The following is a 26,677-nucleotide window of genomic DNA, read 5'->3' on the forward strand; positions in this document are numbered from 1 at the left end:
CCGGTTGGCGCTAAGCCAACCGGGGTTTTTTTTATTTTTCCGAGGCCGCCGGAACCAAATCAAATTCCGACGGCCGACGCTTAACCGTTAACGGCGCATGATACTGATCCCTTTCAACAAATTCAGGGCCTCGTGCAACGGATAGTCGCGCATGTCGGCCTCGGACATCTCCGCCGCATCGCCATCCTTCTCCGGCACATCCTTGACATCTTCGCCATCTTCGTCCTCGGATTTTTTCTCCGGTTTGGCATTGCCGTTGGTCAAGTGATGGGTCAAATCCGCTTCTTTGACGGTATCCAGCTTGGCCTTATCCACCGCGGCCAATTTGACCCTGGCCAGCGTCACATCCGGTTCAATACCTTCGGCCTGAATCGAGCGACCGGAAGGCGTAAAGTAGCGCGCCGTGGTTAACTTCACCGCCGCACCGTTACTGGTCGGCAAAATGGTTTGCACCGAACCTTTGCCGAACGACTTTTCACCCATGATGATAGCCCGCTTGTGGTCTTGCAACGCGCCGGCCACGATTTCGGAGGCCGAGGCCGATCCGCCATTGATCAACACCACGATAGGCGCTCCGTTGATCACGTCGTCCGGGGTAGCGTTAAAACGCATTTCCGAATTTTTGATCCGGCCTTCGGTGTAGACAATCAAGCCGGATTCGATAAAGGCATCACTGACATCAACTGCAGCATTTAACACACCCCCCGGATTGTTGCGTAAATCAAGCACGATGCCTTTTAACGGCCCCTCGTTTTCCTTTTTCAGCTCGTCGATTGCATCCAACAAACTCTGGCCGGTACCGGATTGAAAACTACTGATCCGCAGATAGCCGTAATTTTTTTCCAGCAACCTGTTCTTGACGCTTTTGACCTTGATGATATCGCGGGTCAACGCAAACTTCAGCGGCGCTTCTTCCCCCTCGCGAATCACGGTCAACACAATCTCGCTACCGGGCTCGCCGCGCATGATTTTCACCGCATCGGCCAAAGTCATGCCTTTAACCGGCTTATCGTCTAGACGAACGATCAAATCGCCGGCCTTGATACCGGCCCGTTGTGCCGGGGTATCGTCAATCGGCGAAACCACTTTGACAAAGCCGTTCTCCATGCCGACTTCTATGCCTAGACCGCCGAATTGGCCGGTGGTGCCTTCTTGGAGCTCTTTGTATTCTTCGCTGGCAAGATAAGCCGAATGCGGATCCAAACCGGATAGCATGCCGCGAATGGCATCCTCCAGAAGTTTTTTGTCGGAAACGGGCTCGACGTAATCCTGTTTGATACGGCCAAAAATTTCGGTGAAAGTGCGCAATTCATCGAACGGCAATGCCTGCAACTCGTCGCTTTTGGCCGCAGCCGGTGCCTCTTTCTCGGCAAAAACGCTGCCGCACAAACTCAGCGCGACGCCCAAAATAAATCCGACCAACAAGATCAATATGTTTCTGTTTTTTAACATCTGAATTAAAACTCCAACAACCTGTGTCCTAAAAATGATTAACCTTTGGTCGGTTTACGGCACCATTGCTCCGGATCGACGGGCCGCCCGTTCTTGCGGATACCGAAATATAAAGCTGCTTCGGCCCGCCCGCCACTCCGCCCCACCGAGGCCAGCACCTCCCCGGCTCTAACATGGTCGCCCACGCTTTTATGCAAACTTTGATTGAATGCATACAAACTCATATAGCCCTTGCCGTGATCGACGATAATCATCAGCCCGTAGCCGCGCAACCAATCTGCGTAGACAACCTTACCCCCTGTCACGGCGCGTATATCGGCCCCCTCCCTGGCACTAATGACAACACCGTCCCAAGTCGTCTCATAACGGCGACTGCCGAACCGCGCCGTCACAGCACCCTGCACCGGCCAGGGCAATTGGCCGCGCAACTCCGAAAACGGCTGGCTTGCGAGTTCGCTCACCGGACTGGCTGGCATTGGCTTGGAAGGTTCCCGCGGCCGAATCGAGACGGGTTCTGATTTTCGCGGCTCGGGCGCAGGCAGAGATTCGTCCGCGGCATTATCATCAGTTTTCTGTAAAGACGCCACCAAGGACTGCAATTTTTTCTCGTCCGCCAGCAGGCGCTCCAACTCGCCAGCCTTGGCCGAATAGTCCCGCTCTATCCTGACCAACAAGGCTTCACGTTGATTTTTCAGCGCCTGCATCGCATCCGATTCTTGCTGCTTCTTTTCCAGAGACGCTTGGAGAAGCTGGGCCTCGGTATCCTTTTGCGCTTCCAACTGCCGCAATTCTCGAAACGACTCGGCAACCGCGTTGAGTTTTTCGAGCCGCGCCTTGCTGATGTAATCGTAGTAAACCAACATGCGGCTGGACACTGCCGGGTCGCGTTGGTTCAGTATCACCCTCAAACCTTCCTGATCACCGCCCATGGCATAAATTGCTTTGATCAAACCTTCGAGCTCCTGCTGTTGCTCGTGCATGCTGCGCTGCGTCGCGGAGCTTTTGGCGCGCAATTCCTGCAGCGCCTGCTCCTGCTGCCTGATCTCGGCTTTAAGCAAACGCAGACTATTAGCCAGTTCGCCATATTGCCGCTCCAATTTCTGCAGCTGATCCAAAGCCCGGAGTTTTTCAGCCTGCAAATCGCGGACTTCGTCGCCGATTTGCTGGATTTTTGACTGAACATCGACCAAGTCTCTTTCCCTGACCGGATCGGCCGATAACGGCTGACTCGTTGCCACCCACAAACCGGCCACAAGAATGCTGCGACTCAGCGCCTCAAACCGAATCAGCCTAAATTTGGCAAACCGTAAATTGCCGAGGCGGCGCTGCGATTCGGTTTGTTTTCGCGCTGCAGACTGGCTCGGAACGAGCGGCGCGCAGCTTGACCGGTCTGGCATCAGATTAAGGACTCCAAGCTTCAAGGTAATAAATCGGACCGCGGCTAGGCAGGCTTTGGCGTTTTATTGCGCCGGCTCAATTTCCGGGTATTGAACAATAAAGCCTACTCTGTTAGATTTGCTCGCCTCTTTATGCTGATTAAGTTCGCAGCCTGACCGCTCCAAACTCAAGCAAGGCATTATACCAGCACCGCCAGCCGCCATAATCCGAAAAATGCCGCGGGCCACAATAACGGCCGCCTTTGCCACGCTCTATCGTAACTAAATGGAAGATCAAGACGATAATATTCAATATGACGACAGCGATATCAGCCGCGCGGCACGCTGCCTGAAAGCCATGTCTCACCCTTTACGCTTGAAAATCCTCTGCGTATTGGGTAGCAACTCGATCAGCGTTCAAGATATTGTGGAACAAGTCGGGACCAGCCAGAGCAATATCTCCCAACATTTGGCGATATTGCGGGATAAAGGCATTCTCGACTATAAAAAGGAAGCCAACCGAGTTTATTACTTCATCGACGACGAACGCGTCATTCATCTGATTCAAATGATGCGCAGCATATTTTGCGGCGTTTAAACAGCGAAAACCACCAACATGAATGCACCCATAGAACAATATATCGAATTTGCCACCAACCATTACTTACTGGTCTTTGCGCTGGTTTGCGTAATCTTCCTATTGATCCAGGACTTGGTTGCCAATTCCTTCAATAAGTACGAAAACATTTCGCCGCTAATCGCCGTCACCAAAATGAACAGCGACGACGTCGTGGTTCTGGACGTCCGGGAACAGCACGAATTCACCAAAAGCCACATCGAGAATGCGCTGAATATTCCGCTGGGCAAAGTCGAAGAACAGCTCCAGGCACTGGAAAAACACAAAAAACACCCAATGATCGTAACTTGCCAAACCGGAGCTCGCTCGACCGCCGCCTGCAAAACCCTGACCAAGGCAGGATTCGAGCAGGTCTACAACCTGATTGGCGGCATGCAATCCTGGGAAGACAACAAATTGCCGATCAAACTTGGCAAAATCAAAGATTAACCAACCAACCCGCAAACCAAGACCATGGCCGAAAATAACGCACCCAGCGAAAAGCAATTCATAATTCAAAAGATCTACACCAAAGACATCTCTTTTGAAACCCCGAACTCACCCAAAATATTCACCCAAAAATGGGAACCGGCGCTGGACCTCAATCTCGGCACCAACGTATTACCGATCGAAAATTCAATGTTCGAAGTCTCGCTGACGCTAACGGTAACCGTCAAAGTCGGCGAAAGCACAGCTTATCTGGTCGAAGTCAACCAGTCCGGCGTATTTCTGATCGCCGGCTTTACCGAACAGGAAATGGGACCTATGCTGGGCAGCTTCTGCCCGAACATCCTGTTTCCTTACGCCCGCGAAGTCATCTCCGACTTGGTTAGCAAAGGCGGATTCCCGCAATTGATCCTGGCCCCGGTCAATTTCGACGCCCTGTACATGCAACATCTGCAACAGGCACAACAAGCCCCGCAAAACACCGAAGCGAAAACCCTAAATTAAGAGCAGGATGCCGCCGTCAATCAGTATCCTGGGCGCCGGATCATGGGGAACCGCCCTGGCGATCCAAGCAGCCAGAAACGGCTGTGTCACGTCGCTGTGGGGACATAATCCGCAACACATCGCTACACTGCAACAGGCAGGCGAAAACGCCCGTTACCTGCCTGGTGCCCGATTCCCCGCAAATCTTGAACTCACCGGTGATATCGGCAAGGCGGTCGCGTTTAGCCCGGTCCTATTGATTTCGGTGCCGAGCCACGCTTTTCGGGATACTTTGGCCGGCATCAAACCCTTGCTGACGGAAAAGCCGATGATCGCCTGGGCCACCAAAGGCTTCGACGGCCAAGATGGCGCCCTGTTGAGCCAAGTGGTAGCCGAAACGCTGGGCGAAGACATCGAGACCGCCGCCCTTTCCGGGCCGACTTTCGCTCGCGAAGTTGCCGCCGACTTACCCACCGCTGTGACTGTCGCCTCCACCTCAGACGCTTTCGCCGCAAGACTGAGCGCCATCTTGCACAACCAACGCTTCCGGGTCTACACCAGTCGCGACATCATCGGCGTCCAGGTCGGCGGCGCGTGCAAAAACGTTTTGGCTATCGCCGCAGGAATTGCCGACGGCCTAGGCTTCGGCGCCAACACTCGCGCGGCTTTGATCACTCGCGGCCTGACCGAAATCATGCGCCTCGGCACCCGCCTCGGCGGCCAAGCCGATACTTTCATGGGTCTAGCCGGTCTCGGCGACCTGATCCTGACCTGTACCGACGACCAATCCCGCAACCGCCGCTTTGGTCTGGCGCTGGGCCGCGGTCTCGACCAAGCCCAGGCATTGGAGCAAATCAACCAGGAAGTCGAAGGCATCTCCGCCGCCCGCGAAACCTTCGGGCTATCGCAAAAATACGGCGTCGAAATGCCCATCACCGAACAGGTTTACAACGTGCTATTCGAAAACCTCCCACCCAAACAAGCCGTACAGAACTTGCTTAACCGGGATCAAAAGCCCGAACAAGGCTGAATTCGCCCCTACCCACCCATTACGTTTCCGCGCGGATAACGCCGACCATTCAAGCGCAATTTATTCCAATACCCAGCAGTCCCGGCAAGCCGCCAAATCCGGCTTTTCGGCAAAATCACCTTATAAAATTAAGTATTAGCTCTCATTAATTGCGATTTACATCAAAAATCGGCATTAACTTTTTGATACCAATCAGTTTTACCCCATTCTTCACCAGCCGCCCCCACCAAGCCTCCAAGTCAGCGTAAGTCCTTGTAGAAAAAGAAAGAATTTAATTTGACTACCTCTTGACTAAGCCCATTTTGAAAACTATAGTGGTACAAAAATGATGTAAAGTGGGCATAAATGGATTTTTTTGGTTTTTTGAGGTTTTGATTTGTTTCGAGGCATTAGTTCAATCAGCTTGGATGCGAAAGGGCGCGTTGCGATTCCCACCCGCTATCGGGAGGAGTTACAGGAGTGCTGCGACCGCCAATTGGTTGTAACTGTTGCGGTCGACGACAAATGCATAGGCGAACCAGGCTGCCTGTGGCTTTACCCGCTACCGGAATGGGAGAAACTGGAACAAACCATCAGCCGTTTGCCAACCCTAAACAAAATGGCAGGAAAGCTGCGCCGGTTTGTCATAGGCAACGCTTCGGAATGCGAAATGGACGGCCAAGGCCGGCTGTTGCTGCCGGAAAAATTGCGCGAATTCGCCGGCCTGGAAAAGCACATCGTGCTGGTCGGGCAATTGAACAAATTCGAAATCTGGAACGAAGACGCCTGGAAGGCGAAAGAACAGGAATGGATGGACGGCAACGATACCGAGGGCCTTGAAGAACTTGGCTCTTTGTCGTTTTGACGGAGATGCCTGCCCATCAGACCGTTTTATACGCAGAAGCGCTCGAGCAACTCGCGATAAAACCGGACGGCATCTACTTGGACTGCACTTTCGGCCGCGGCGGTCACAGCCGCGGCATTCTGGCTGGCTTGAGCGAAGCGGGCCGGTTGTTGGCACTGGATAGAGATGCGGAAGCGATTGGCAGCGCAGAGGCGGAGAAATTAAGCCAAGACCCTCGGTTCGAATTGCGCCACGCCAGTTTTACCGAATTGGCTGCCGTAGTCGGACGCGAAGGATACGCCGGCAGGGTAGACGGGATTTTGATGGATTTGGGCGTATCGTCGCCGCAACTGGACATTGCCGAGCGCGGTTTCAGTTTTTTACGCGACGGGCCGCTGGACATGCGGATGGATACCGGACGCGGCCTATCCGCCGCGGACTATTTGGCGCGCGTCGAAGAAAGCGAACTGGTACGGATTTTATTCGAGTACGGCGAGGAGCGATTTGCCAAACGCATCGCCCGGGCGATCGTCAGCCAACGCCAACAGGCACCGATCGCAACCACTTTGGAACTGGCGAGATTGATAGAACAGAGCGTACCGTTTCGCGATAAACACAAACATCCTGCCACTCGCAGCTTTCAGGCGATCAGGATCGAAATCAACCAGGAGCTCGAGCAGATAAAAACCGGTTTGCAGCAGGCCCTCGACGTACTGGCGCCGGGCGGGCGACTGGTGGTTATTTCGTTCCACTCGTTGGAGGACCGGATCGTCAAACGGTTTATTCGTAACCAATCGGGCGCGAAAACCGACCCCGGCAGACTGCCGGTCAGAGAACAAGACATAGAACAAGGAAAGCTACGCAAAATCGGCAAATCGATTCGCGCCCAAGCGCAGGAGTTGCGCGATAACCCGAGAGCGCGCAGCGCGGTAATGCGAGTCGCGGAGAAGCGTTGATGGTATTTGCACGAAACATACTGCTAACGATATTGGTGGCAGCTCTGCTGATTTCCGGCATTGCCGTCATTTACAGCAAGTACCAATCGCGACTGCTATTCATCGAGATCCAAAAAAAAGAAAAAGAACTCGACGATTACGAAGTCGAGTGGGGACGGCTACAACTGGAATTGACGACGCTGACCGAAGAAAACCGGGTTGAAATCGAGGCTAGGTCGCGACTGATGCTGACTCTGCCGCCGCAGGACAAAATAATTTATATCAAGCCGTAATGCGAATTTTTACCGGTTCCGCTCCAGCGTCGCGCCTTAACACCGATTTTCCGATACGGCGCAAACTGCTGCTATCGACGATGATGCTGGCCATGGCCTCTTTAGTGGGTCGCGCCGTGTATCTGCAAATCCTGGATAAGGATTTTTTGCAGGACAAAGGCGACATGCAGCACGTCGGCGTGGTTTCCGTGTCCGCTTATCGCGGCCAGATCAAAGACCGTAACGGCGAACCGCTGGCTATCAGCACCCCGGTGCAATCGATCTGGGTCAATCCGCGGCAATTGAAGGACAGCGAACAGGACAAAATCGCGCCGATGGCGAGAATCCTCGGCTTCCCGGAAAAGGAACTGCGCACGCTGTTGAAGAAGGAAAAAGACGCCAACAAGCGCTTCATTTATTTGCGCAGGCAGATCAATCCGGATATCGCCGAAAAAGTCAAAGATCTGGAGATCACCGGCGTCTATTTCGAACGCGAGTTCAAGCGCTACTATCCGGCCGGCGCGGTGTCGGGCCATCTGTTGGGTTTTACCAATATCGACGACATCGGCCAGGAAGGCATCGAACACGGTTACGAACATATTCTGCGCGGCCAACCCGGAAAAAAACGGGTGATCAAGGACGGGAAGGGCCAGATCATCAAGGACGTGGAGAACATCGAAGCGGCGGTGCCGGGTCGCGATTTGATCTTGACGATCGACGAACGCTTGCAATATCTGGCCTACCGCGAGTTGCAAAACGCAGTGATCCAGAACAAGGCGCATTCGGCCTCGCTAGTGGTATTGGATGCGAAAAACGGCGATGTGCTGGCCAGCGTCAGCCAGCCGGCATTCAACCCGAACAACAGGAAAGAATTGAGCAGCAACCGTTATCGCAACCGGGCCATCGTCGACAGTTTCGAACCCGGCTCGACTGTTAAGCCATTCGTGATCGCGGCGGCGCTGGACGGCGGCTACATTCATCCGAATGTGATGATCGAGACTCACGGCGTTTACCACCTGGGCCGCAACGTGGTCAAAGACGTGCATAACTACGGCACGATGGATTTGACCCACGTCTTGCAAAAGTCCAGCAATATCGCCGTCACCCAGATCGCAATGACCATGCCGCCGGAGTATTTTTGGGGGGTTTACAACAAACTGGGCTTCGGCACCTCGGCCGGCGTCGGCTTCCCCGGCGAGGCCAGCGGCTCGTTGCTGGATTACCAGGGTTGGCACGAATTCGACCAAGCGATTTTATCGTTCGGTTACGGGGTATCCACCTCGATCTTACAACTGGCCAGAGCCTACACCGCCTTGGCCGACGACGGCATCATTCATTCGGTGACCCTATTGAAGCGCGACGAAGATCCGGACGCACAACGGGTGTTTAAGCCGGAAACGGCCAGAAAAGTTCGGGAAATGCTGGAGCACGTGATCAGCAAGGAAGGCACGGCGTACCAAGCCAGAGTCGAAGGTTACCGGGTGGCCGGCAAAACCGGCACCGTAAAGAAAGCCACCGCCGGCGGTTATGCCGACGATAAATACTTGTCGGTCTTCGTCGGCATGGCACCGGCCAGCAATCCGCGTTTCATCATCGCGATCGTGGTCGACGAGCCGACCAGCGGCCAATATTACGGTGGTCTGGTCGCCGCTCCGGCCTTCTCGCGGGTCATGGCCGGCGCACTGAGAGTTTACGGCGTCGAGCCGGACGGCATGGAGAACATGCACTTACTGTTGAGCAAACGATGAAGCTGAGCGAATTGCTGAACGGACTAACAGATATAGCTGCGGACGCGGAGATAACCGGCTTGAGCCTGGATAGCCGTTGCACGCGCGCAGGCGACGCATTTATCGCCTTGAACGGCTCCCGGCAACACGGCCTGACCCATGCCGCGCAGGCGATCAGCCGCGGCGCCAAAGCTGTGGTATTCGAGCCGCAGCAGAGTGCGTCCCACTTACAAACGCCGCTCGATGCGCCGCTGTTTGCCGTTGCCGGATTGGCGAACCGGCTGGGCGAGATCGCCGCCCGTTTCTACGGCCGGCCTTCGGAACAACTGGATGTGATCGGCGTCACCGGCACCAATGGCAAGACCACTTGCAGCCAACTGCTCGCGCAGGCGCTGCCGGATTGCGGCGTGATCGGCACTCTGGGTTGGGGCGAATTTGGCAAGTTACAGCCGACCGCGAACACAACCCCTGACGCGCTGGAAGTGCAAAGGATATTGTCCGAATTGGCCACCCAAGGCAAACGCGCAGTAGCCATGGAAGTGTCCTCGCATGGATTGCAGCAAGGCCGGGTCAACGCAGTGCGATTCAAGGGTGCCGTATTCACCAATTTGAGCCGAGACCATCTGGATTACCACGGCGATATGCAGAGCTATCTGCAAGCCAAGCTGGCGTTGTTCAAAACCCCAGGCTTGAAATTTGCCGCGGTCAATCTCGACGATACCAACAGCCCGGAAGTATTGGCCAGTATCGACCAGAACGTAAAGGTCTGGACCTTTAGCGCCCAAGGCCGGACTGCGCCGGGCTGCGAAGCCGTCGTGGCCGAAAATGCACGCTTCAGCGCTGCCGGCGTCGAATTCGACGCGGTCTGGCGCGGCCAACGGCTGATAGCCGCCAGCGGCATTGTCGGCGGATTCAATCTGGAAAACTTGCTGGCGGTAATCTGCGTTTTGCTGGCTCAGGGCATTGGCTTCGAAACCGCTGTGGAACGCCTGGCGCTACTGAAGGCAATCGCCGGCCGTATGGAAAAATTCGGCGGCCAGGGCAAGCCCACCGTTTTCGTCGACTACGCCCACAGTCCGGACGCATTGGAAAAAGTCTTGAAAGCCATCAAAGGCAACAGCCGGTTGCGACTGGTGTTCGGCTGCGGCGGCGACCGCGACAAAGGCAAACGCCCGGAAATGGGCCGAATTGCCGAGACCTGGGCGGATCAGGTCATCGTCACCGACGACAATCCGCGCAGCGAAGCTCCGGCCGCCATCGTCGCCGACATTTTGGCCGGCTGCCGTAGCGAAAAAATAACCGTAATTAACGACAGAGCCACAGCCATAAACACAGCCATACAACAAGCGGACCCGGAAGATTGCGTGCTGATCGCCGGCAAGGGCCACGAAGATTACCAGGAAATCGCCGGCGTAAAATGGCCGTTCAGCGATAGCGCGCTGGTGGAAAAAACATTGGCGGAGTGGCGCAAACCATGAAAATGCTGCTCAGCGAAATCGCCCGAGCCGTCAACGGCAGCCTGACCGGAGCCGACCGCAGTGTCGAGTCGGTCAGCATCGACACCCGCACGCTGAAACCCGGCGAACTTTATCTGGCCTTGAAAGGCAAGAATTTCGACGGCCACGATTTTATCGGCCCAGCGCAACAGGCCGGCGCCGCAGCGCTGCTGGTCGAACGCGCCTGCGCATCCGCTCTGCCGCAAATCGTGGTCGACAATAGCCACCTGGCGCTGGCCGAATTGGCCGGCTACTGGCGCCGGCAATTGCCGGTCAAAGTTGCCGGCGTCACCGGCAGCAACGGCAAAACCACGGTCAAAGAAATGATCGCGGCGATTTTCGCCACCCAAGGTCCCACCTTGTCGACTCAAGGCAACCTGAACAACGACATCGGCGTTCCGTTGACCTTGCTGAAACTCGATGCCAACCACCGTTATGCCGTGATCGAAATGGGCGCCAACCACATCGGCGAAATCGCCTATACCAGCCGCTATGCCCAAGCCGACGTCAGCGTGATCAATAACGTCGGTGCGGCGCATATCGAGGGTTTCGGCGACCTGAACGGAGTGGCCAAAACCAAGGGCGAGATCATAGAAAGCCTGAACCCGGATAGCGTCGCGGTGTTGAACCGAGACGACGCCTTCTACGACTTCTGGCTCGCTCTGGCCGGCCCGCGCAAATCGGTTAGTTTCGGCTTCCACCCCGCTGCCGACGTGCGCGCCGAACAAATCGAAACCGGCCTGGACGCCGACGGCTTCGCCACCCGCTTTCAGTTGCAAACCGGCGGCGAGAGCATTGCCATTCGCTTAAATCTGGCCGGTGCCCACAACGTCAAAAATGCGTTGGCGGCGGCGGCGGTCGCGCGGCAATTCGACATCGCGCTCGACGCCATCAAAGCCGGCCTGGAAGGCTTGCGGCCGGTGGTCGGCCGGATGCAACCGTTACGCGGCCGCCGCAACAACATCGTCGTCGACGACACCTACAACGCCAATCCGAGTTCGCTGCGCGCCGCTCTGGAAGCCATCAACGGCTGCAGTCGGACCGAGCTCTGGGTCGCTTTGGGCGCATTCGGCGAATTGGGTCCGGATAGTCCGGCAATACACCGTGAGATGGGCGAACTTGTCAAAGCCATGGGCGCCAAGCGCCTGTTCGCCACCGGCGAATTGGCCCGCCACAGCGTCGCCGGCTTCGGCGCCGGCGCCCGTTATTACGACACGCAGGAACAATTGATTGCAGACCTGGCCGCGGAACTGAGCGGCGGGGAAACTTTACTGGTTAAAGGCTCGCGCGCCCAAAAAATGGAAAACGTGGTGGCAGCGCTGGTCGACAATTTTAGAGCGGCATAATGTTACTTTTACTCGCAGACTTTTTAAGCAGTATCGACAGCGGCTTCAGGGTTTTGCACTACCTGACCTTCCGCGCCATCCTGGGCGTGTTGACCGCATTGGCAATTTCGCTATTGAGCGGTCCGATGGTGATCGAAAAGCTGACCCGTAAAAAAATCGGTCAAAGCGTGCGCGACGACGGTCCGCAAAGCCATTTCTCCAAATCCGGCACACCGACCATGGGCGGAGCAATGATCCTGTTCGCGGTTGCGATCAGCACCCTGCTCTGCGCCGATCTGAGCAACCGCTACATCTGGGTAGTGTTGCTGGTGACGCTGGCGCACGGCGTAATTGGTTTTATCGACGATTACAAGAAAGTGCTGCTCGGCAACAGCGTCGGCCTGTCGGCCAAAGCCAAATATTTCTGGCAATCGGTGGTCGCACTGGGAGCCGGCATCTATCTCTACAACACCGCTCAAGTCGCCGCTGAAACCCAATTCATCGTACCGTTTTTCAAGAACGTTACGCTGGACATGGGCTGGATGTATATCGTGCTGACCTATTTCGTCATCGTCGGCTCCAGTAACGCGGTGAATCTGACCGACGGCCTGGACGGCCTGGCGATCATGCCCACCGTGATGATCTCGGCCGCGCTGGCAATCTTCGCCTATTTGTCCGGCCACGCCAATTTCGCTCAATACCTACAGATACCGCACATCCCCAAATCCGGCGAACTGGTGGTGTTCTGCGCCGCGCTGATCGGCTCCGGCCTCGGTTTCCTCTGGTTCAACGCCTATCCGGCCATGGTGTTCATGGGCGACGTCGGCGCGCTGGCGCTGGGCGCCGCGCTGGGCATCGTCGCGGTGTTGGTGCGCCAGGAAATCGTACTGGTGATCATGGGCGGCATTTTCGTGGTCGAAACCATTTCGGTGATCATTCAGGTCGCCTCCTATAAAACCCGCAAAAAACGGGTGTTCCTGATGGCGCCGATTCACCACCATTACGAATTGAAAGGCTGGCCCGAACCGCGCATCATCGTCCGTTTCTGGATCGTTTCGGTCATTTTGGTCCTGATCGGCCTGGCGACATTGAAACTGAGATAGCCATGGATACCGTGCAACTACTTGCCAATCTCGAACACCATTTCCAGCTGGATCCGGCCAACGCCCGGCTGCTGATCGTCGGCCTCGGCGCAACCGGCTATTCGGCCGCGCAATTTTTGCAAAAAACCCCGATCCGGTTCGCCGTGGTCGACAGCCGCAAGCAACCGCCGCTGATCGACAACTTGCGCGAACAAATGCCGGACGTACCGGTGTTTTCCGGCGGCTTCGACCAAGCGGCGCTGGACGTTGCCACTCATCTCCTGGTCAGCCCGGGCGTATCCTTGCACGAAACCGCGATCCAAAAAGCGGTGCGGGCCGGAGTCGTCGTGATCAGCGACATCGATTTGTTCGCCTGCGCCACCGACAAGCCGATCATCGGCATCACCGGTTCGAACGGCAAAAGCACGGTGACAACGATGCTGGGGGAAATGGCCAATGCCGCCGGCGTGAAAACCGCCATCGGCGGCAATCTGGGCACGCCGGCGCTGGACTTGTTGCAACAGGATGCAGATTTATACGTGCTGGAGCTGTCCAGTTTTCAATTGGAACGCACCCGTGCCTTGAACGCCAAAGCCGCTACCGTGCTGAACGTCAGTCCCGACCATCTCGACCGCCACGCCAGCATCGAAAGCTACGCCGCCGAAAAACAGCGCATATTCCGCGGCGACGGCACGATGATTCTGAATGCCGACGACCCGCTGGTCATGGCGATGCGCGACGCCAACCGGCCGGCATTGACGTTTTCGATCCAAGGCCCTGCCGATTTCTATCTGCAACGCGGCGAAACCGTCAATCTGATGCACGGCGATCAAGTATTGATGCCGGCTTCTCACCTACGCCTGGAAGGTTCGCACAACCTAGCCAACGCCCTGTCCGCCCTGGCCTTGGGCAGCGCCATCGGCTTGAGCATGACCGCGATGTGCACCGCGCTGCGCAACTTCAAAGGCCTGCCGCACCGGATGCAGAAGGTGGCCGAAAAAGCCGGCATCAACTGGATCAACGACTCCAAGGCCACCAACATCGGCGCCTGCGTCGCCGCCCTGCAAGGCTACGAGCGTAAAGTGATACTGATCGCCGGCGGCGACGCCAAGGGTGCCGACATGGCCGAATTGGCGCCGGCCGTGCGCGAGAAAACCAAGGCCGTGGTCTTGATCGGCAAGGATGCGCAACTGATCGCCGATGCCTTGCACGATTGCGTGCCGGTCAAATTCGCCGGCAACATGAAAGAAGCGGTAAAAACCGCGGCCAGCCTGGCCGATGCCGGCGACAGCGTGCTGTTATCGCCGGCCTGCGCCAGTCTCGACCAATACCGCAGTTACGTCGATCGCGGCAATAAATTCGCCGAAGCGGTGATGGAGCTGCCGTCATGTTGAAGCCTACGCCTGCACCGAAGCCTCGGCAAAGCCGTTTGCATACCGATCCGGTACTGATGCTGGCCTGTTTCAGCCTGCTCGGTATCGGCTTCATGATGGTGACCTCGTCGTCGCTGCACCTGGGCGTGAAGATGGCGGACGACATCTCTCATTATCCGTTCAAACAATTGGCGCACATCGCCTTCGGCTTGGCCTTTGCCGGCTTTGTCTTGAACGTGCCGATGAGAAGCTGGGAAAAACTGGGGCAAACCCTGTTCATCGCCGGCCTGGCCCTGCTACTGGTCGTACTGATTCCCGGCGTCGGCGTCAAGGTCAACGGCAGCATCCGTTGGCTGTCCATTTTAGGTTTGCGGATTCAAGTCTCCGAGGTGGTCAAGTTGATTTCGGTGATCTACATGGCCGGTTACGTTACCCGCCACGCCGAACATGTGCGCCGTTCCGCCTTCGGTTTGGTTAAGCCGCTGATGCTGTTTTCGGTGGCGTGCGTATTGCTGCTGCTGGAGCCAGATTTCGGCTCGGCCGTCGTGATTCTGATCATCGCGATGGGCATGATGTTTCTGGGCGGGGCGCGGATTTCGCAATTTGTGATCCTGCTGGCTCTGGTCGCCGGCCTGGCGGTCATGTTGGTCATCGTCTCGCCTTACCGCTTGGCGCGGGTCACCAGTTTCCTCGACCCCTGGGCCGACGCCAAGGACACCGGCTTCCAGTTGACCCAAGCCCTGATTTCGTTCGGCCGCGGCGAATTCTTCGGCGTCGGCCTGGGCAACGGCCTGCAAAAATTGTTTTATCTGCCCGAAGCCCATACCGACTTCTTGTTCTCGGTACTCGGTGAAGAACTCGGCTTGGTCGGCGTGCTGGTCATCATCGGCTTGTTCAGTGCCTTGGTGATTCGCGCGTTTGCGATCGGCGAACAAGCAGAACAAGCCGGCCTGCGTTTTAATTCGCTCGCGGCTTACGGCTTGGGTATCTGGTTCGGCTTTCAGTCCTTCGTCAATATGGGCGTCAACATGGGCATGTTGCCGACCAAAGGCCTGACCCTGCCGCTGATGAGTTACGGCGGCGGCAGTATGATCGTGATGTGCGGGGCGATGGCGGTGTTGTTTCGGATCCATTACGAAGTGACCGAACACAACAAGAGCAACGTCAAGGGGAAACTGGCATGAGCGGCCGCATCGTCATCATGGCAGGCGGTACCGGCGGCCACGTGTTTCCGGCGCTGGCGGTGGCTCAGGAAATGGCTGCGCGCGGCTGGCAGGTCAGTTGGCTCGGTACCCAGACCGGCCTGGAGGCCAAAGTGGTACCGGCAGCCGGCATCGATATCGACTGGCTGGCTGTGGCTGGCCTGCGCGGCAAAGGCTTGTTGGCCAAAGTCGGCGGTATCGTCAAACTGGTGCAAGCTTGCCACCAAGCCAAACGCATTTTGCGCGAGCGCCGGCCGGACGTGGTTTTGGGCATGGGCGGCTTTGTCGCCGGCCCGGGCGGCCTGATGGCTAAGAGCCTGGGTATTCCGCTGGTGATCCACGAACAAAACCGAGTGCCAGGCACGACCAACCGTTGGCTGGCCAGACTGGCGGCGAACAAAATTCTGGAAGCCTTCCCCGCCAGTTTTGCGCCGAATGTCGGTGCCGAATGCACCGGCAACCCGTTGCGCAGCGCCTTCAGCGCACTGCCGGACAAACAGGCATGGACGCCGGACGCCGGCCGTAACCTGCGAGTTTTGGTACTGGGCGGCAGCCAGGGCGCCAAAGTATTGAACGAGACCGTACCAGCCGCATTGGCGACATTCGCCAATCTGGAGATCAAGCACCAGACCGGTGCCGCGATGCAAACCGAGGTAGCAGCCGCTTACCGATCGACGAACCTAAAGGCGGAAGTGGCGGCCTTTATCGACGACATGGCCGCCGCTTACCGGTGGGCCGATCTGATCGTCTGCCGTGCCGGGGCGATGACGGTCAGCGAGGTCGCGGCAGCCGGATTGCCGGCGATCTTCGTGCCGTTATTACATGCCATCGACGACCACCAAACCGCGAACGCCAAATTTTTAGCCGACGCCGGCGCCGCTTTGCTGCTGCCGCAACCCGAATTGAACGCGGAAAACCTGCGTAAAACCATTGCCCAAGCCATGACATCCTTACATTCCATGAGCCGGGCGGCGAAAGCCAAGGCCCGACTCGCCGCCACCCAAACCGTGGCCGATATTTGCGCGGCGACGGCCGCGTCCCAAGCGGAGGCCGCGCGATGAACCGTCCCAATATTCCCGCCGCCAATCAGGCTTTGGGCGACATCGACAAAATCCATTTCGTCGGTATCGGCGGCACCGGCATGAGCGGTATCGCCGAAGTGTTGAGCAACCTGGGCTACACCGTATCCGGCTCCGACATCAAGGCATCGGCAGTCACCGACCGTTTGCAGAATCTGGGCGTCAAAGTCTATCTGGAACACAAGGCCGAAAACGTCGCCGATGTCGACGTCGTCGTCACCTCCACCGCGGTCGACAAAACCAACCCGGAAGTGGTCAGGGCCTACGAAAACCGGATTCCGGTAATTCCGCGCGCGGAAATGCTGGCCGAACTAATGCGTTTCCGCTTCGGCATTGCCGTCGCCGGCACTCACGGCAAAACCACTACCACCAGTTTGACCACGATGATGCTGGCCGAAGGCGGTTTGGATCCGACCTTCGTCATCGGCGGCCGTCTGAACAGTGCCGGCGCCAATGCCAAATTAGGCCTGGGAAAATATTTGGTGGCCGAAGCCGACGAGAGCGACGCCTCGTTTCTGTTCCTGCAGCCGATGATGGCGATCGTCACCAATATCGACCAGGACCACATGGAGACCTACGGCGGCAGTTACAGCAAGCTGAAGGACACCTTCCTGAAATTCCTGCACCAGCTACCGTTTTACGGTCTAGCGGTGATGTGCGTTGACGATCCGGGCGTCTGCGACGTGCTGCCGAACATCTCGAAGCCGGTGAAAACCTATGGCGTCAGCAGTTATGCCGACGTCCGCGCGGTCGACATCAAACAAGACGGTTTGCGCACCCATTTCACCGTGCTGCGCTGGGGCAACCTGCCGCCGCTGCAAGTCACATTGAATTTGCCCGGTTGGCACAACATGTTGAATGCGCTGGCGGCGACCACGATCGCTACCGCGCTGGGCGTGGACGACGCCGCTATTGTGAAAAGCTTGGCCGAATTCAAAGGCGTCGGCCGCCGCTTCCAAATTAACGGCGACGTCGATTTCGCCGGCGGCAAACTGACCTTGGTCGACGACTACGGCCATCACCCGCGCGAACTGGCCGCCACCTTGGAAGCCTTGCGCCAAGCCTGGCCGAGTCGGCGTAAAGTCGTGGTATTCCAACCGCACCGCTATACCCGCACCCGCGATCTGTTCGAAGATTTCGTCGAAGTGCTGTCCGGGGTCGATGTGTTGATTTTGCTGGACGTTTATTCGGCCGGGGAAACGCCAATCACCGGAGCCGACGGCAAAGCCTTGAGCCGCTCGATTCGGGTGCGCGGCCAAGTCGATCCGGTATTCGTGCAAAACCGCGAGGATTTGGCCACGATCCTGGCCGGCATCGTCGAGCAAGACGACGTGATCCTGACCATGGGCGCCGGCAACGTCGGCCAGATCGCCGCCGAACTGCCGCAAAAGCTGGCCGAGGCGCTGGCCGAACTGAGAGGAAGCGAGTGATGGCGCCGGCGAGCTGGAAAGGCACCCTACTGACCGACGAGCCCTTGGCCAAATACACCAGTTGGCGGGTCGGCGGTCCGGCGCAGCACATGTACATTCCGGAAAACAAGGCGGACCTGATCGAGTTCATCTCAGAATTGCCGGCGGACGAACCGCTGTACTGGCTTGGCTTGGGCAGCAATCTGTTGGTGCGCGACGGCGGCATCAAAGGCACCGTGATCAACACCCGCAACCGGCTGAAAGAAATGCGGCTGATCGACTCGGAGCGGGTGTACGTAGAAGCCGGCGTGCCTTGCGCCCATGTCGCCCGCTTTTGCGCCGATTTGGGCCTGACCGGCGCCGAATTTTTGGCCGGTATCCCGGGCACGATGGGCGGCGCGCTGAAAATGAACGCCGGCGCTTTCGGCGGCGAGACCTGGCGCATCGTCGACCGGGTAGAAATGGTCAACGCCCGCGGCGAAGTGATCGAGCGCGATCACGGCGAGTTCGAAGTCGCTTACCGCTCGGTCAAAGGCCTGGAAGGCGAATGGTTCCTGTCGGTGCAACTGAAATTGGTCAAAGGCAATAGCGAAGCCAGCCAGCAGCACATCAAGTCGCTGCTGGAGAAACGCAATGCGACCCAACCGACCAACAAGCCGACCTGCGGCTCGGTGTTCAAGAATCCGCCCGGCGACTATGCCGCGCGGCTGATCGAAGCCTGCGGCTTGAAAGGTTTCGCGGTAGGCGGCGCCGTGGTATCGGAAAAACACGCCAATTTTATCGAGAATCAGGGTAACGCCAGTTCGGCGGATATCGAAGCCCTGATCGAACATATTCAAACGCAAGTGCAAACCAAGTTCGGCGTCAGTCTGCAGACCGAAGTTTGCCGGGTAGGTGACAAAGCATGAGGCCCTTACGGATTAAAGATCCCGCCGCATTCGGCAAGGTCGCGGTGATGATGGGCGGTTCCGCCGCCGAGCGCGAAGTGTCGTTGAACAGCGGCAATGCGGTGTATCGGGCCTTGCAAACCCAAGGCATCGATGCCACCGCAATAGACGTGACCGGCAGCCCGATCGATGCGCTGGCAGGACGCAACTTCGACCGGGTGTTCAACATCATCCACGGCCGCGGCGGCGAAGACGGCGTGTTGCAGGCGGTATTGGCGACTATGGGCTTGCCTTACACCGGCTCCGGCGTACTGGCTTCGGCCTTGGCGATGGACAAGCTGCGCACCAAATTATGCTGGCAAGGCGCCGGCCTGCCGACGCCGCGCTGGTTTTTGTTGAGCGGCGAGCACGACATCGACACCTGCATCAACGCGCTGGGTTTTCCGGTGATCGTCAAGCCGGCCCAGGAAGGCTCCAGCATCGGCATGAGCAAGGCGCATAACCGCGAGGAACTGTTGGCGGCATTGAAGACCGCCAGTCAATACCGCTGCGAGGTCTATGCCGAACAATGGATCCAGGGCCAGGAATTTACCATCGGCGTGTTGGACGGCGAAGCGCTCCCGGCAATCCGGCTGGAAACGCCGCATACGTTTTACGATTTCGACGCCAAATACCGCGCCAACACCACGCAATACCATTGTCCGTGCGGACTGAGTCCGGAGCGCGAGCGAGAATTGCAGGCCTTGGCGCTGAGAGCCTGCCAGACTGTCGGCGTCGCCGGTTGGGGCCGAGTCGATGCCTTTATCGACGATAGCGGCCGCATGCAATTGATCGAAGTCAATACCGTTCCGGGCATGACCGACCATAGTCTGGTACCGATGGCGGCCAAGGCGGTCGGCATCAGTTTCGAAGAATTGGTCTGGCGAATCCTGGAGACCAGCTTGGCGGGAACGGCAGGTGCGGCTTAGGTTTCTGTTTCTTATCCCGGCTTTGATCGGGGGAGGCTGGTGGAGTTGGCAGCATTTCGGCGAGAAAGCCCTGCACAGCCAACCGATCCGTTACGTACGGATCGAAGGCGCGTTCCAATACACCAGCAAGGACCGCTTGAAGCAGGTTTTGGCGCCGCAAATGAAACAGGGCTACTACCACGCCGATATGCAGGCCATCCATCAGGCGATCAAGGCCTTGCCGTTGGTAGACAAAGTGGACGTAAAACGGGTGTGGCCGGATGCGGTGCACATCAAAATCACCGAACAGAAGCCGGTGGTGCGCTGGGGCAACTCGGCATTATTGAACAAACAAGGCGATTTGCTGGTTCCGGACAATATCGAGGAATTCAAAAACCTGCCGTTGATTACCGGCCCGGAAGGCCAGGAGAAGAAGCTACTGGAAATCATGAAAGGCGTTTACATCGTGTTGAAGGATAAATCGATGCAATTGGCCGAGTTCCACGTCAATGAACGCCGGGCTTGGCGGATTAAATTGGCCAACGGCATGGAAATGCAATTGGGCCGCAAGGCGCCGCTGGAGAATATGCAGCGCTTTTTGAAAACCATGGATTTATTGGGCGAAGAGCAAATCGCCATGATAGCGAGCGTGGACACCCGTTATCCGAACGGCTTTGCCGTGACCTGGAAACCCGACGCCGCCGCTATCGATTGGAAAGCAATCGCGGAAAAGAATAAAAACCTGATTTAAACGCTTACTGAGCACACAACAATGGCCAAAAAGACAGATCGAAATATTTTAGTGGGATTGGACATAGGCACGTCGAAGGTCGCGGCCATCGTCGGCGAATACCGCGGCGGCGACGAAATCGAAGTGATCGGCATCGGCACAGCGCCGTCCAAAGGTTTGAAGAAAGGTATCGTCGTCAATCTGGAATCGACCGTACATTCGATCCAGCGCGCGGTCGAGGAAGCCGAATTGATGGCTGGCTGCCAGATCAAATCGGTGTTCGCGGGCATCGCCGGCAGCCATATCAAAAGCCTGAATTCGCACGGCATCGTCGCGATCAAGGAAAAGGAAGTGACCCAGCACGATATCGACCGGGTGATCGATTCGGCGCGAGCGGTGGCAATTCCGGCCGATCAGAAAATCCTGCACATCCTTCCGCAGGAGTTTGTGATCGACCAGCAGGAAGGCATCAAGGAGCCGATCGGCATGTCCGGCATCCGCCTGGAAGCCAAGGTACACATGGTCACCAGCAGCGTCAGCGCCGAACAAAACATCGTCAAATGCATCCGCAAATGCGGGTTGGACGTCGACGATATCGTGCTGGAGCAATTGGCTTCGTGTTCGGCGGTATTGACCGACGACGAGAAGGATCTGGGCGTCTGTCTGATCGATATCGGCGGCGGCACCACCGACCTGGCGATCTTTTCGGAAGGCGCGATCAAGCACACTGCGGTCATTCCGATCGCCGGCGACCAGGTCACCAACGACATCGCGGTCGCGTTACGCACGCCGACCAAAAATGCCGAGGACATCAAGCGCCAGTATGCCTGCGCGTTGACGCAATTGGCCGATCCGCAGCAAACCATCAACGTGCCGAGCATCGGCGATCGCGAGCCGCGCAAAATCTCGGCGCAAAACCTGGCCGAGATCGTCGAGCCGCGTTACGAGGAGTTGATGCTGTTGGTGCAAGCAGAATTAAGAAGAAGTGGCTATGAAGATCTGATCGCCGCCGGCATGGTAATCACCGGCGGCAGCTCCCAAGTGAAGGGATTGGTCGAATTGGCGGAGGAAATCTTCCACATGCCGGTTCGGATGGGCGTACCGTTACACGTGTCAGGATTGACCGATGTGGCGGAAAACCCGATTTATTCGACCGCGGTCGGTCTGTTGCTATACGGCAAGGATCATCACGGCCGGGCGTTAGGTATAAACGATGACGGCGCCGATCTGTTATCGAAAATAAAAAGCTGGTTTCAAGGTAATTTTTAAACTTTTGTCTGGAGGGCGTGAATATGAAATATGAACTATTGGATAGCAGCGGCAGTGCTGTGATTAAAGTGATCGGCGTCGGCGGCGGCGGCGGCAATGCGGTCAACCACATGGCAGCCGACGGCATCGACGGCGTACAGTTCATCTGCGCCAATACCGATGCCCAAGCCCTGCGGGAAATGAACGTCGAATCCATCGTCCAACTGGGAGTGGAGTTGACCAAAGGCTTGGGCGCCGGCACCCGGCCGGAAATCGGCAGAGCCGCGGCCGAAGAAAACCGCGACCGCATCCGCGAAGTCATCGCCGGCGCCGATATGGTATTCCTGACCGCCGGTATGGGCGGCGGCACCGGAACCGGCGCGATTGCGGTATTCGCCGAAGTAGCCAAGGAATTGGGCGTACTGACCGTTGCCGTGGTATCCAAACCTTTCGACTTCGAAGGTTCCAAGAAAAAAGGCGTGGCCGACGCCGGCTTGCGCGAACTTGAGAAACTGGTCGATTCGCTGATCATTATCCCGAACCAAAAATTGCTGCCGACCCTGGGCAACAACAAGTCGCTGGTGGAAGCGTTCCGTGCCGCCAACGACGTATTGCGCGATGCGGTACAGGGCATTACCGAACTGATTACCCACCCGGGCCTGATGAACGTCGACTTCGCCGACGTACGTACCGTAATGTCCAACATGGGTAGCGCGATCATGGGCACCGGCGTCGCCAGCGGCGAAAACCGGGCGCGCTTGGCGGCGGAAAAAGCCATTGCCTGCCCGCTGCTGGACGACAACAATCTGCAAGGCGCGCGCGGCATCCTGGTCAACGTCACCTCCAACGGCGACTTGGGCCTGAACGAGTTCGACGAAATCGGCAGTATCATGCATGCATTCGCTTCCGAAGACGCCGACATGAAAATCGGCATGGCGGTCAATCCGGCCATGGGTAACGAAATCAAAGTCACCGTGGTTGCGACCGGCATGGGCGATAAAGCCAAACACGCCGCTCCGATCAGTCTGGTGAAAAAAGTGGCCGCCGGCGAAGTCGATTACGGCCAACTGGAAAAGCCGACCGTGATCCGCCAGCAGAAACAAGAATCGACCAGAGAGTCGCGTTTCGGCGCCCAGCCGAGAAACGATGTCGATCTGGACTATTTGGACGTGCCGGCCTTCCTGCGTCGCCAAGCGGACTAAGCATTTCCGCCGCTTAGCACTTCAGGCAGCCCACCAAGTTCGGGGGGAGCTATCGCCCAATCTGTGATAGACTCCCCCGCCTTGTTTTACATATTCTCGGCATTTCATGATTAAACAGCGTACTTTAAAGAACACGATCAGAGCCACCGGCGTCGGCTTGCACACCGGCGACAAAGTCTATTTGACTCTGCACCCGTCCGAGCCGAATACCGGCATCCGCTTCCGCCGCGTCGACTTGGAAGCGCCGGTCATGATTTCCGCTCGTCCAGAAAATGTCGGCGAAACCAAATTGTCCACCACGTTGGTACGCGACGGCATCAAGGTCTCTACGGTTGAGCACTTGCTGTCCGCACTGGCCGGTCTGGGTATCGATAACGCGATCGTCGACGTCAGCGCCGCCGAAGTGCCTATCATGGACGGCAGCGCCGGACCTTTCGTATTTTTGTTGCAATCGGCCGGCGTCGCCGAACAGGATGCGCCCAAACAATATATCCGGATCAAACGCGAAGTCCGGGTCGAGGACGGCGACAAATGGGCGGCTTTTCTGCCGTTCGAAGGCTTTAAAGTGACTTTCACGATCGACTTCGAACATCCGGCTTTTTCCGACCATTTGAAAACCGCGGTGATGGATTTTTCGACAACGACTTTCGTCAAGGAAGTGGCCAGAGCCCGCACCTTCGGTTTCATGAAAGACATCGAGTTTTTGCGGGAAAATAATCTGGCGCTGGGCGGCAGTCTGGATAACGCCATCGTGGTCGACGACGACAAGGTGTTGAACGAGGACGGCCTGCGCTATGCCGACGAATTCGTCAAACACAAGATTCTGGATGCGATCGGCGATCTGTATTTGCTGGGCCACAGCCTGATCGGCGAATACCAAGGGTTTAAATCCGGCCATGCCCTGAACAATAAATTGTTATTGACGCTACTGAACGAGACCGACGCCTGGGAAAAGGTCACCTTCGAAAACGCCGAAGATGCACCGATTTCTTTCTTGCATTCAGCGCAGTCATCTGCCAGAGCAACCGGCTAGTTCCTTCGTATAAATGTTTTGCCGCCTGGCAGGCCCAAACCAGGCGGAGTTACCCCGCCCGATCGGCTGCCCTCCGCCTTAGCGTTGCTCCCAATTTCATCAGGGCCTGTGCCAATGGATCGTCCACCCTGCCACTCTCCGGCTTGAGACAAAGTAAATCAATAGTTTCCTCAGAGGGTAAACGCGGTTTTCGCCCTGCTTTCGTCTGCCGACAGGCGGATATCAAAACGCGCACTTGCAATCTCACCAGAGATGCCTCCCCCCGCTCCCGCAATTCATCCAAAATATCGTTGCTAAAAAACCGAATTTGGGACGCCCAACTGGCTGAATCGGTATAAACCGATAACCTGTGTCCGCTGACGACGCAATGCGTTGCATGTGAAGCAATCTGAGGCGGCAACACATTTTTTATCATCTTTAGCAACTTTTGTTGGCGAGCGATTTGCTCGACGCATGGTAGCAAAGATTGAATCTGAAACTTCGATACGGATTTGAATAACATTTGATTAATCAGTGATACTCAGTGCCGACGCCCCTCTTAAACGCTATTGAGGCAATTCGAGCAACAAACTGTTTGGCGCGTTCTGAACCACGACCCACCCCTCTTGGGATAACTCGTGTTGCAAGGAGTTGGAGATCGGCAAATCCCCTTCATCGACGCCGAAGCGGCCAGGAAACAGACCTACCCGGACCGGTCGCTTTTGGACGTTACTCCGGATTGTTAAAACGATATCCATAAGCGAAGCGCCCGGACCAACCGGATTGGCCGCCCCTCCCTCTCGCATGTCTAGCCCTTCGATTTCTCTGGCCCTCACGCCGCATTCGATCCGGAACAAATAGGCCCAATTCGAGGCCAGAAATACATCGGGCTTCGCTGAGCAGAGATGGGGTTGCCCAGAACTGAGCGCATTTTGCAAATTGGAATAGAAATGCGGGTTTTTCGAAACAAAATTAGCCGCATCAATTCCATACGCCGCTCGGAATACGCAAAGACCAAGCAAAACCGCCGTAAAAAGCTTCTGCACCCTGCAAGAAAGATGTTGGATGATGCACAGTAGGGTCACCAATAAAAATGGCGTGTATTGGAACACATGGCGTAAGTTTATCGGCTCCCCCCACTGATATCGGGTACGAGCCAGAATTACAATGCTTGAACCCAACGCAAAATAAACCCCGGCAAAAAATACCGCATTTCGCTGCGAGTTCCCCATCAGTTGCCAACCGAAACGGTACAGCCAAAAAAGCGCGGACAAAAATGCCAGAAAGATCGCCAACAACCCTGGGATTGACCACGCAATAAAGCGGGCACATTCCTTACAAGCGGTTACATCCGTCACCATCGCTTCAACGTAGGTCCGGATATTCTCCACCAAGCCGATCGTACTCGGCTCCATCTGGTAAGGATTCATCGCGCCGAACACCCAAAAGTTTCTGAGCAGCATAGGTAACGCAACCAAACTCACACCGCATACCCCTGCCAAGGTGCGCCGCATGACGACATGACGTTCCGCTTGCCTAGAAGATTTCCAGCAATAGCATGCGTATACCGCCAGGGCGGCTAGCAGAGCCAAATTGGCGTTCCTGACCGAGTAGGCCACACCGGCAAGAATCCCGGCTAAAAACCAGCCCGCGGCACTTTCCAGTCTCAACAAACAACCAACAGCCCCAACCACCAACAATAAGGAAAAAACATCGGTTAGAGCGTATGGAGCGTTGACCAATAACCCAGGCGCCAACACACTCAAACACACAATCGCCAGGACCATCGAATCGTTACCCACGCTGCGCCGAAATGCCCAAAACAACATGAACGGCAATAACAAACTCGACAAGTTGCCAATCGCGAGCGAAGAGTATTTAGGATCGACGCCAAACATTGAAATCGCCGCCAATACCAATGGATAACCGACAGGAAACAAGTGATTTTCGATCTGATCCACATCCCCCGGAATAATGCCGTACGGTATGTCAAGCAAATTGCCCGCGCTTTTCAAGTTCCTCGCCCGCTCTAGGTAGCTGGCGCTATCGGGGCTATAAGGAAAAATTGGCGCATGAAAATACAGGTGCGCAGAGATGAGCAAGCTAATAGCCAGCAGTAACCAATAACTGCTCTTCTGTGTCTGCGACAGAATTAGTTCTCTCATACCGCTATGTTTCCAAATCTTAGCCATCACGAATTAGCGACCAGCCAAACACCTTCGCAAATCAACAAGACACCCAACACCCTTAGCCCGGTCACGCTCTCGCCCATCAACATTCCGATTAATACCGTCACAGCAAATCCCAGCCCTACCAACGGATAAGCCTTACTAACATCCCAAGCCGATAGTACTCTCAGCCAAACCACCGCACCGATACCGTAAAAGCCAAATCCCAGGATCACAAACTTGTTCATTGCTACGACCCAGGGCAACCGCCAAGTCATTGGTTGCGCCAATGCCTGTTTGACTTCTATGCTAGACATTCCCACCTTCAAAAAAAATTGGGCCGCTACCGACAAGAG

The 26,677-nt window shown here is 56.5% G+C and carries 26 protein-coding genes; 21 read left to right on the forward strand and 5 right to left on the reverse strand.

What is annotated here, in order from left to right; genetic code table 11:
- Positions 1 to 87 precede the first annotated feature (87 nt).
- A complete protein-coding gene (locus NP603_RS19990; RefSeq protein ID WP_256612624.1) occupies positions 88 to 1,452 on the reverse strand; it encodes a S41 family peptidase in 1,365 nt (454 codons plus the stop codon).
- A gap of 38 nt (positions 1,453 to 1,490) precedes the next feature.
- Positions 1,491 to 2,690 carry a murein hydrolase activator EnvC family protein gene (locus NP603_RS19995; protein WP_256612625.1) on the reverse strand — a complete coding sequence of 400 codons (1,200 nt, stop codon included), beginning with the start codon at positions 2,688 to 2,690 and terminating at the stop codon, positions 1,491 to 1,493.
- A 424-nt stretch (positions 2,691 to 3,114) separates the two neighbouring features.
- Here NP603_RS19995 and NP603_RS20000 point away from each other — a divergent pair, with 424 nt between their 5' ends.
- The 21 genes from NP603_RS20000 (at position 3,115) to lpxC (ending at position 24,174) form a co-directional block, all read left to right on the forward strand.
- A complete protein-coding gene (locus NP603_RS20000; RefSeq protein ID WP_054758937.1) occupies positions 3,115 to 3,426 on the forward strand; it encodes an ArsR/SmtB family transcription factor in 312 nt (103 codons plus the stop codon).
- Positions 3,427 to 3,444: 18 nt separating this feature from the next.
- Complete coding sequence (locus NP603_RS20005) at positions 3,445 to 3,894, forward strand: rhodanese-like domain-containing protein (RefSeq protein WP_305891499.1); 450 nt, start codon at positions 3,445 to 3,447, stop codon at positions 3,892 to 3,894.
- Between the two features lie 24 nt (positions 3,895 to 3,918).
- Positions 3,919 to 4,395 (forward strand): protein-export chaperone SecB, encoded by a 477-nt coding sequence (secB, locus tag NP603_RS20010; protein WP_256612626.1) that lies wholly within the window; start codon positions 3,919 to 3,921, stop codon positions 4,393 to 4,395.
- 7 nt (positions 4,396 to 4,402) lie between these two features.
- Positions 4,403 to 5,404 (forward strand): NAD(P)H-dependent glycerol-3-phosphate dehydrogenase, encoded by a 1,002-nt coding sequence (locus tag NP603_RS20015; RefSeq protein ID WP_256612627.1) that lies wholly within the window; start codon positions 4,403 to 4,405, stop codon positions 5,402 to 5,404.
- Positions 5,405 to 5,780: 376 nt separating this feature from the next.
- Positions 5,781 to 6,248: a division/cell wall cluster transcriptional repressor MraZ gene (gene mraZ / locus NP603_RS20020; protein WP_256612628.1), complete on the forward strand. Its 468-nt coding sequence runs from the start codon at positions 5,781 to 5,783 to the stop codon at positions 6,246 to 6,248.
- A gap of 5 nt (positions 6,249 to 6,253) precedes the next feature.
- Entirely contained in the window at positions 6,254 to 7,183 is a 930-nt protein-coding gene (gene rsmH / locus NP603_RS20025) for a 16S rRNA (cytosine(1402)-N(4))-methyltransferase RsmH (protein ID WP_256612629.1), read from the forward strand.
- Positions 7,183 to 7,455 carry a cell division protein FtsL gene (ftsL, locus tag NP603_RS20030; RefSeq protein ID WP_256612630.1) on the forward strand — a complete coding sequence of 91 codons (273 nt, stop codon included), beginning with the start codon at positions 7,183 to 7,185 and terminating at the stop codon, positions 7,453 to 7,455. Before rsmH ends, ftsL begins: the two co-directional genes overlap by 1 nt.
- Positions 7,455 to 9,182: a peptidoglycan D,D-transpeptidase FtsI family protein gene (locus NP603_RS20035; RefSeq protein WP_256612631.1), complete on the forward strand. Its 1,728-nt coding sequence runs from the start codon at positions 7,455 to 7,457 to the stop codon at positions 9,180 to 9,182. The genes ftsL and NP603_RS20035 overlap by 1 nt, the downstream gene beginning before the upstream one ends.
- Positions 9,179 to 10,639, forward strand: a complete 1,461-nt coding sequence (locus tag NP603_RS20040; RefSeq protein WP_256612632.1) for a UDP-N-acetylmuramoyl-L-alanyl-D-glutamate--2,6-diaminopimelate ligase — start codon at positions 9,179 to 9,181, stop codon at positions 10,637 to 10,639. Before NP603_RS20035 ends, NP603_RS20040 begins: the two co-directional genes overlap by 4 nt.
- Entirely contained in the window at positions 10,636 to 12,003 is a 1,368-nt protein-coding gene (locus NP603_RS20045; RefSeq protein WP_256612633.1) for a UDP-N-acetylmuramoyl-tripeptide--D-alanyl-D-alanine ligase, read from the forward strand. The genes NP603_RS20040 and NP603_RS20045 overlap by 4 nt, the downstream gene beginning before the upstream one ends.
- Positions 12,003 to 13,085, forward strand: a complete 1,083-nt coding sequence (mraY, locus tag NP603_RS20050; RefSeq protein ID WP_256612634.1) for a phospho-N-acetylmuramoyl-pentapeptide-transferase — start codon at positions 12,003 to 12,005, stop codon at positions 13,083 to 13,085. Before NP603_RS20045 ends, mraY begins: the two co-directional genes overlap by 1 nt.
- Positions 13,086 to 13,087: 2 nt before the next feature.
- Positions 13,088 to 14,458, forward strand: a complete 1,371-nt coding sequence (gene murD / locus NP603_RS20055; protein WP_256612635.1) for a UDP-N-acetylmuramoyl-L-alanine--D-glutamate ligase — start codon at positions 13,088 to 13,090, stop codon at positions 14,456 to 14,458.
- Positions 14,452 to 15,621 (forward strand): putative lipid II flippase FtsW, encoded by a 1,170-nt coding sequence (gene ftsW / locus NP603_RS20060; protein ID WP_256612636.1) that lies wholly within the window; start codon positions 14,452 to 14,454, stop codon positions 15,619 to 15,621. Before murD ends, ftsW begins: the two co-directional genes overlap by 7 nt.
- On the forward strand, positions 15,618 to 16,700 hold the full coding sequence (gene murG, locus NP603_RS20065) for an undecaprenyldiphospho-muramoylpentapeptide beta-N-acetylglucosaminyltransferase (protein WP_256612637.1): 1,083 nt from the start codon (positions 15,618 to 15,620) through the stop codon (positions 16,698 to 16,700). Before ftsW ends, murG begins: the two co-directional genes overlap by 4 nt.
- A complete protein-coding gene (murC, locus tag NP603_RS20070; RefSeq protein WP_256612638.1) occupies positions 16,697 to 18,148 on the forward strand; it encodes a UDP-N-acetylmuramate--L-alanine ligase in 1,452 nt (483 codons plus the stop codon). The genes murG and murC overlap by 4 nt, the downstream gene beginning before the upstream one ends.
- Positions 18,148 to 19,035: a UDP-N-acetylmuramate dehydrogenase gene (gene murB / locus NP603_RS20075; RefSeq protein ID WP_256612639.1), complete on the forward strand. Its 888-nt coding sequence runs from the start codon at positions 18,148 to 18,150 to the stop codon at positions 19,033 to 19,035. The genes murC and murB overlap by 1 nt, the downstream gene beginning before the upstream one ends.
- Complete coding sequence (locus NP603_RS20080; RefSeq protein WP_256612640.1) at positions 19,032 to 19,982, forward strand: D-alanine--D-alanine ligase; 951 nt, start codon at positions 19,032 to 19,034, stop codon at positions 19,980 to 19,982. The genes murB and NP603_RS20080 overlap by 4 nt, the downstream gene beginning before the upstream one ends.
- Positions 19,972 to 20,712 carry a cell division protein FtsQ/DivIB gene (locus NP603_RS20085; RefSeq protein WP_256612641.1) on the forward strand — a complete coding sequence of 247 codons (741 nt, stop codon included), beginning with the start codon at positions 19,972 to 19,974 and terminating at the stop codon, positions 20,710 to 20,712. The genes NP603_RS20080 and NP603_RS20085 overlap by 11 nt, the downstream gene beginning before the upstream one ends.
- 21 nt (positions 20,713 to 20,733) lie before the next feature.
- Positions 20,734 to 21,960 (forward strand): cell division protein FtsA, encoded by a 1,227-nt coding sequence (gene ftsA / locus NP603_RS20090; protein WP_054758926.1) that lies wholly within the window; start codon positions 20,734 to 20,736, stop codon positions 21,958 to 21,960.
- 23 nt (positions 21,961 to 21,983) lie between these two features.
- Positions 21,984 to 23,141, forward strand: a complete 1,158-nt coding sequence (ftsZ, locus tag NP603_RS20095) for a cell division protein FtsZ (protein WP_256612642.1) — start codon at positions 21,984 to 21,986, stop codon at positions 23,139 to 23,141.
- A gap of 106 nt (positions 23,142 to 23,247) precedes the next feature.
- Positions 23,248 to 24,174, forward strand: a complete 927-nt coding sequence (gene lpxC, locus NP603_RS20100) for a UDP-3-O-acyl-N-acetylglucosamine deacetylase (protein WP_256612644.1) — start codon at positions 23,248 to 23,250, stop codon at positions 24,172 to 24,174.
- Positions 24,175 to 24,223: 49 nt separating this feature from the next.
- Here lpxC and NP603_RS22090 read toward each other — a convergent pair whose 3' ends face one another.
- The 3 genes from NP603_RS22090 to NP603_RS20110 all read right to left on the reverse strand — a co-directional run.
- Positions 24,224 to 24,676, reverse strand: coding sequence for a DciA family protein (locus NP603_RS22090; protein WP_371928919.1), 453 nt, complete (start codon positions 24,674 to 24,676; stop codon positions 24,224 to 24,226).
- 43 nt (positions 24,677 to 24,719) lie between these two features.
- Positions 24,720 to 26,318 (reverse strand): glycosyltransferase family protein, encoded by a 1,599-nt coding sequence (locus NP603_RS20105; RefSeq protein WP_256612645.1) that lies wholly within the window; start codon positions 26,316 to 26,318, stop codon positions 24,720 to 24,722.
- 26 nt (positions 26,319 to 26,344) lie between these two features.
- A partial coding sequence (locus NP603_RS20110; RefSeq protein WP_256612646.1) for a DMT family transporter occupies positions 26,345 to 26,677 on the reverse strand: 333 nt, incomplete at its 5' end.

Source organism: Methylomonas aurea (assembly GCF_024505045.1).
GTDB classification, from domain to species: Bacteria; Pseudomonadota; Gammaproteobacteria; order Methylococcales; family Methylomonadaceae; genus Methylomonas; species Methylomonas aurea.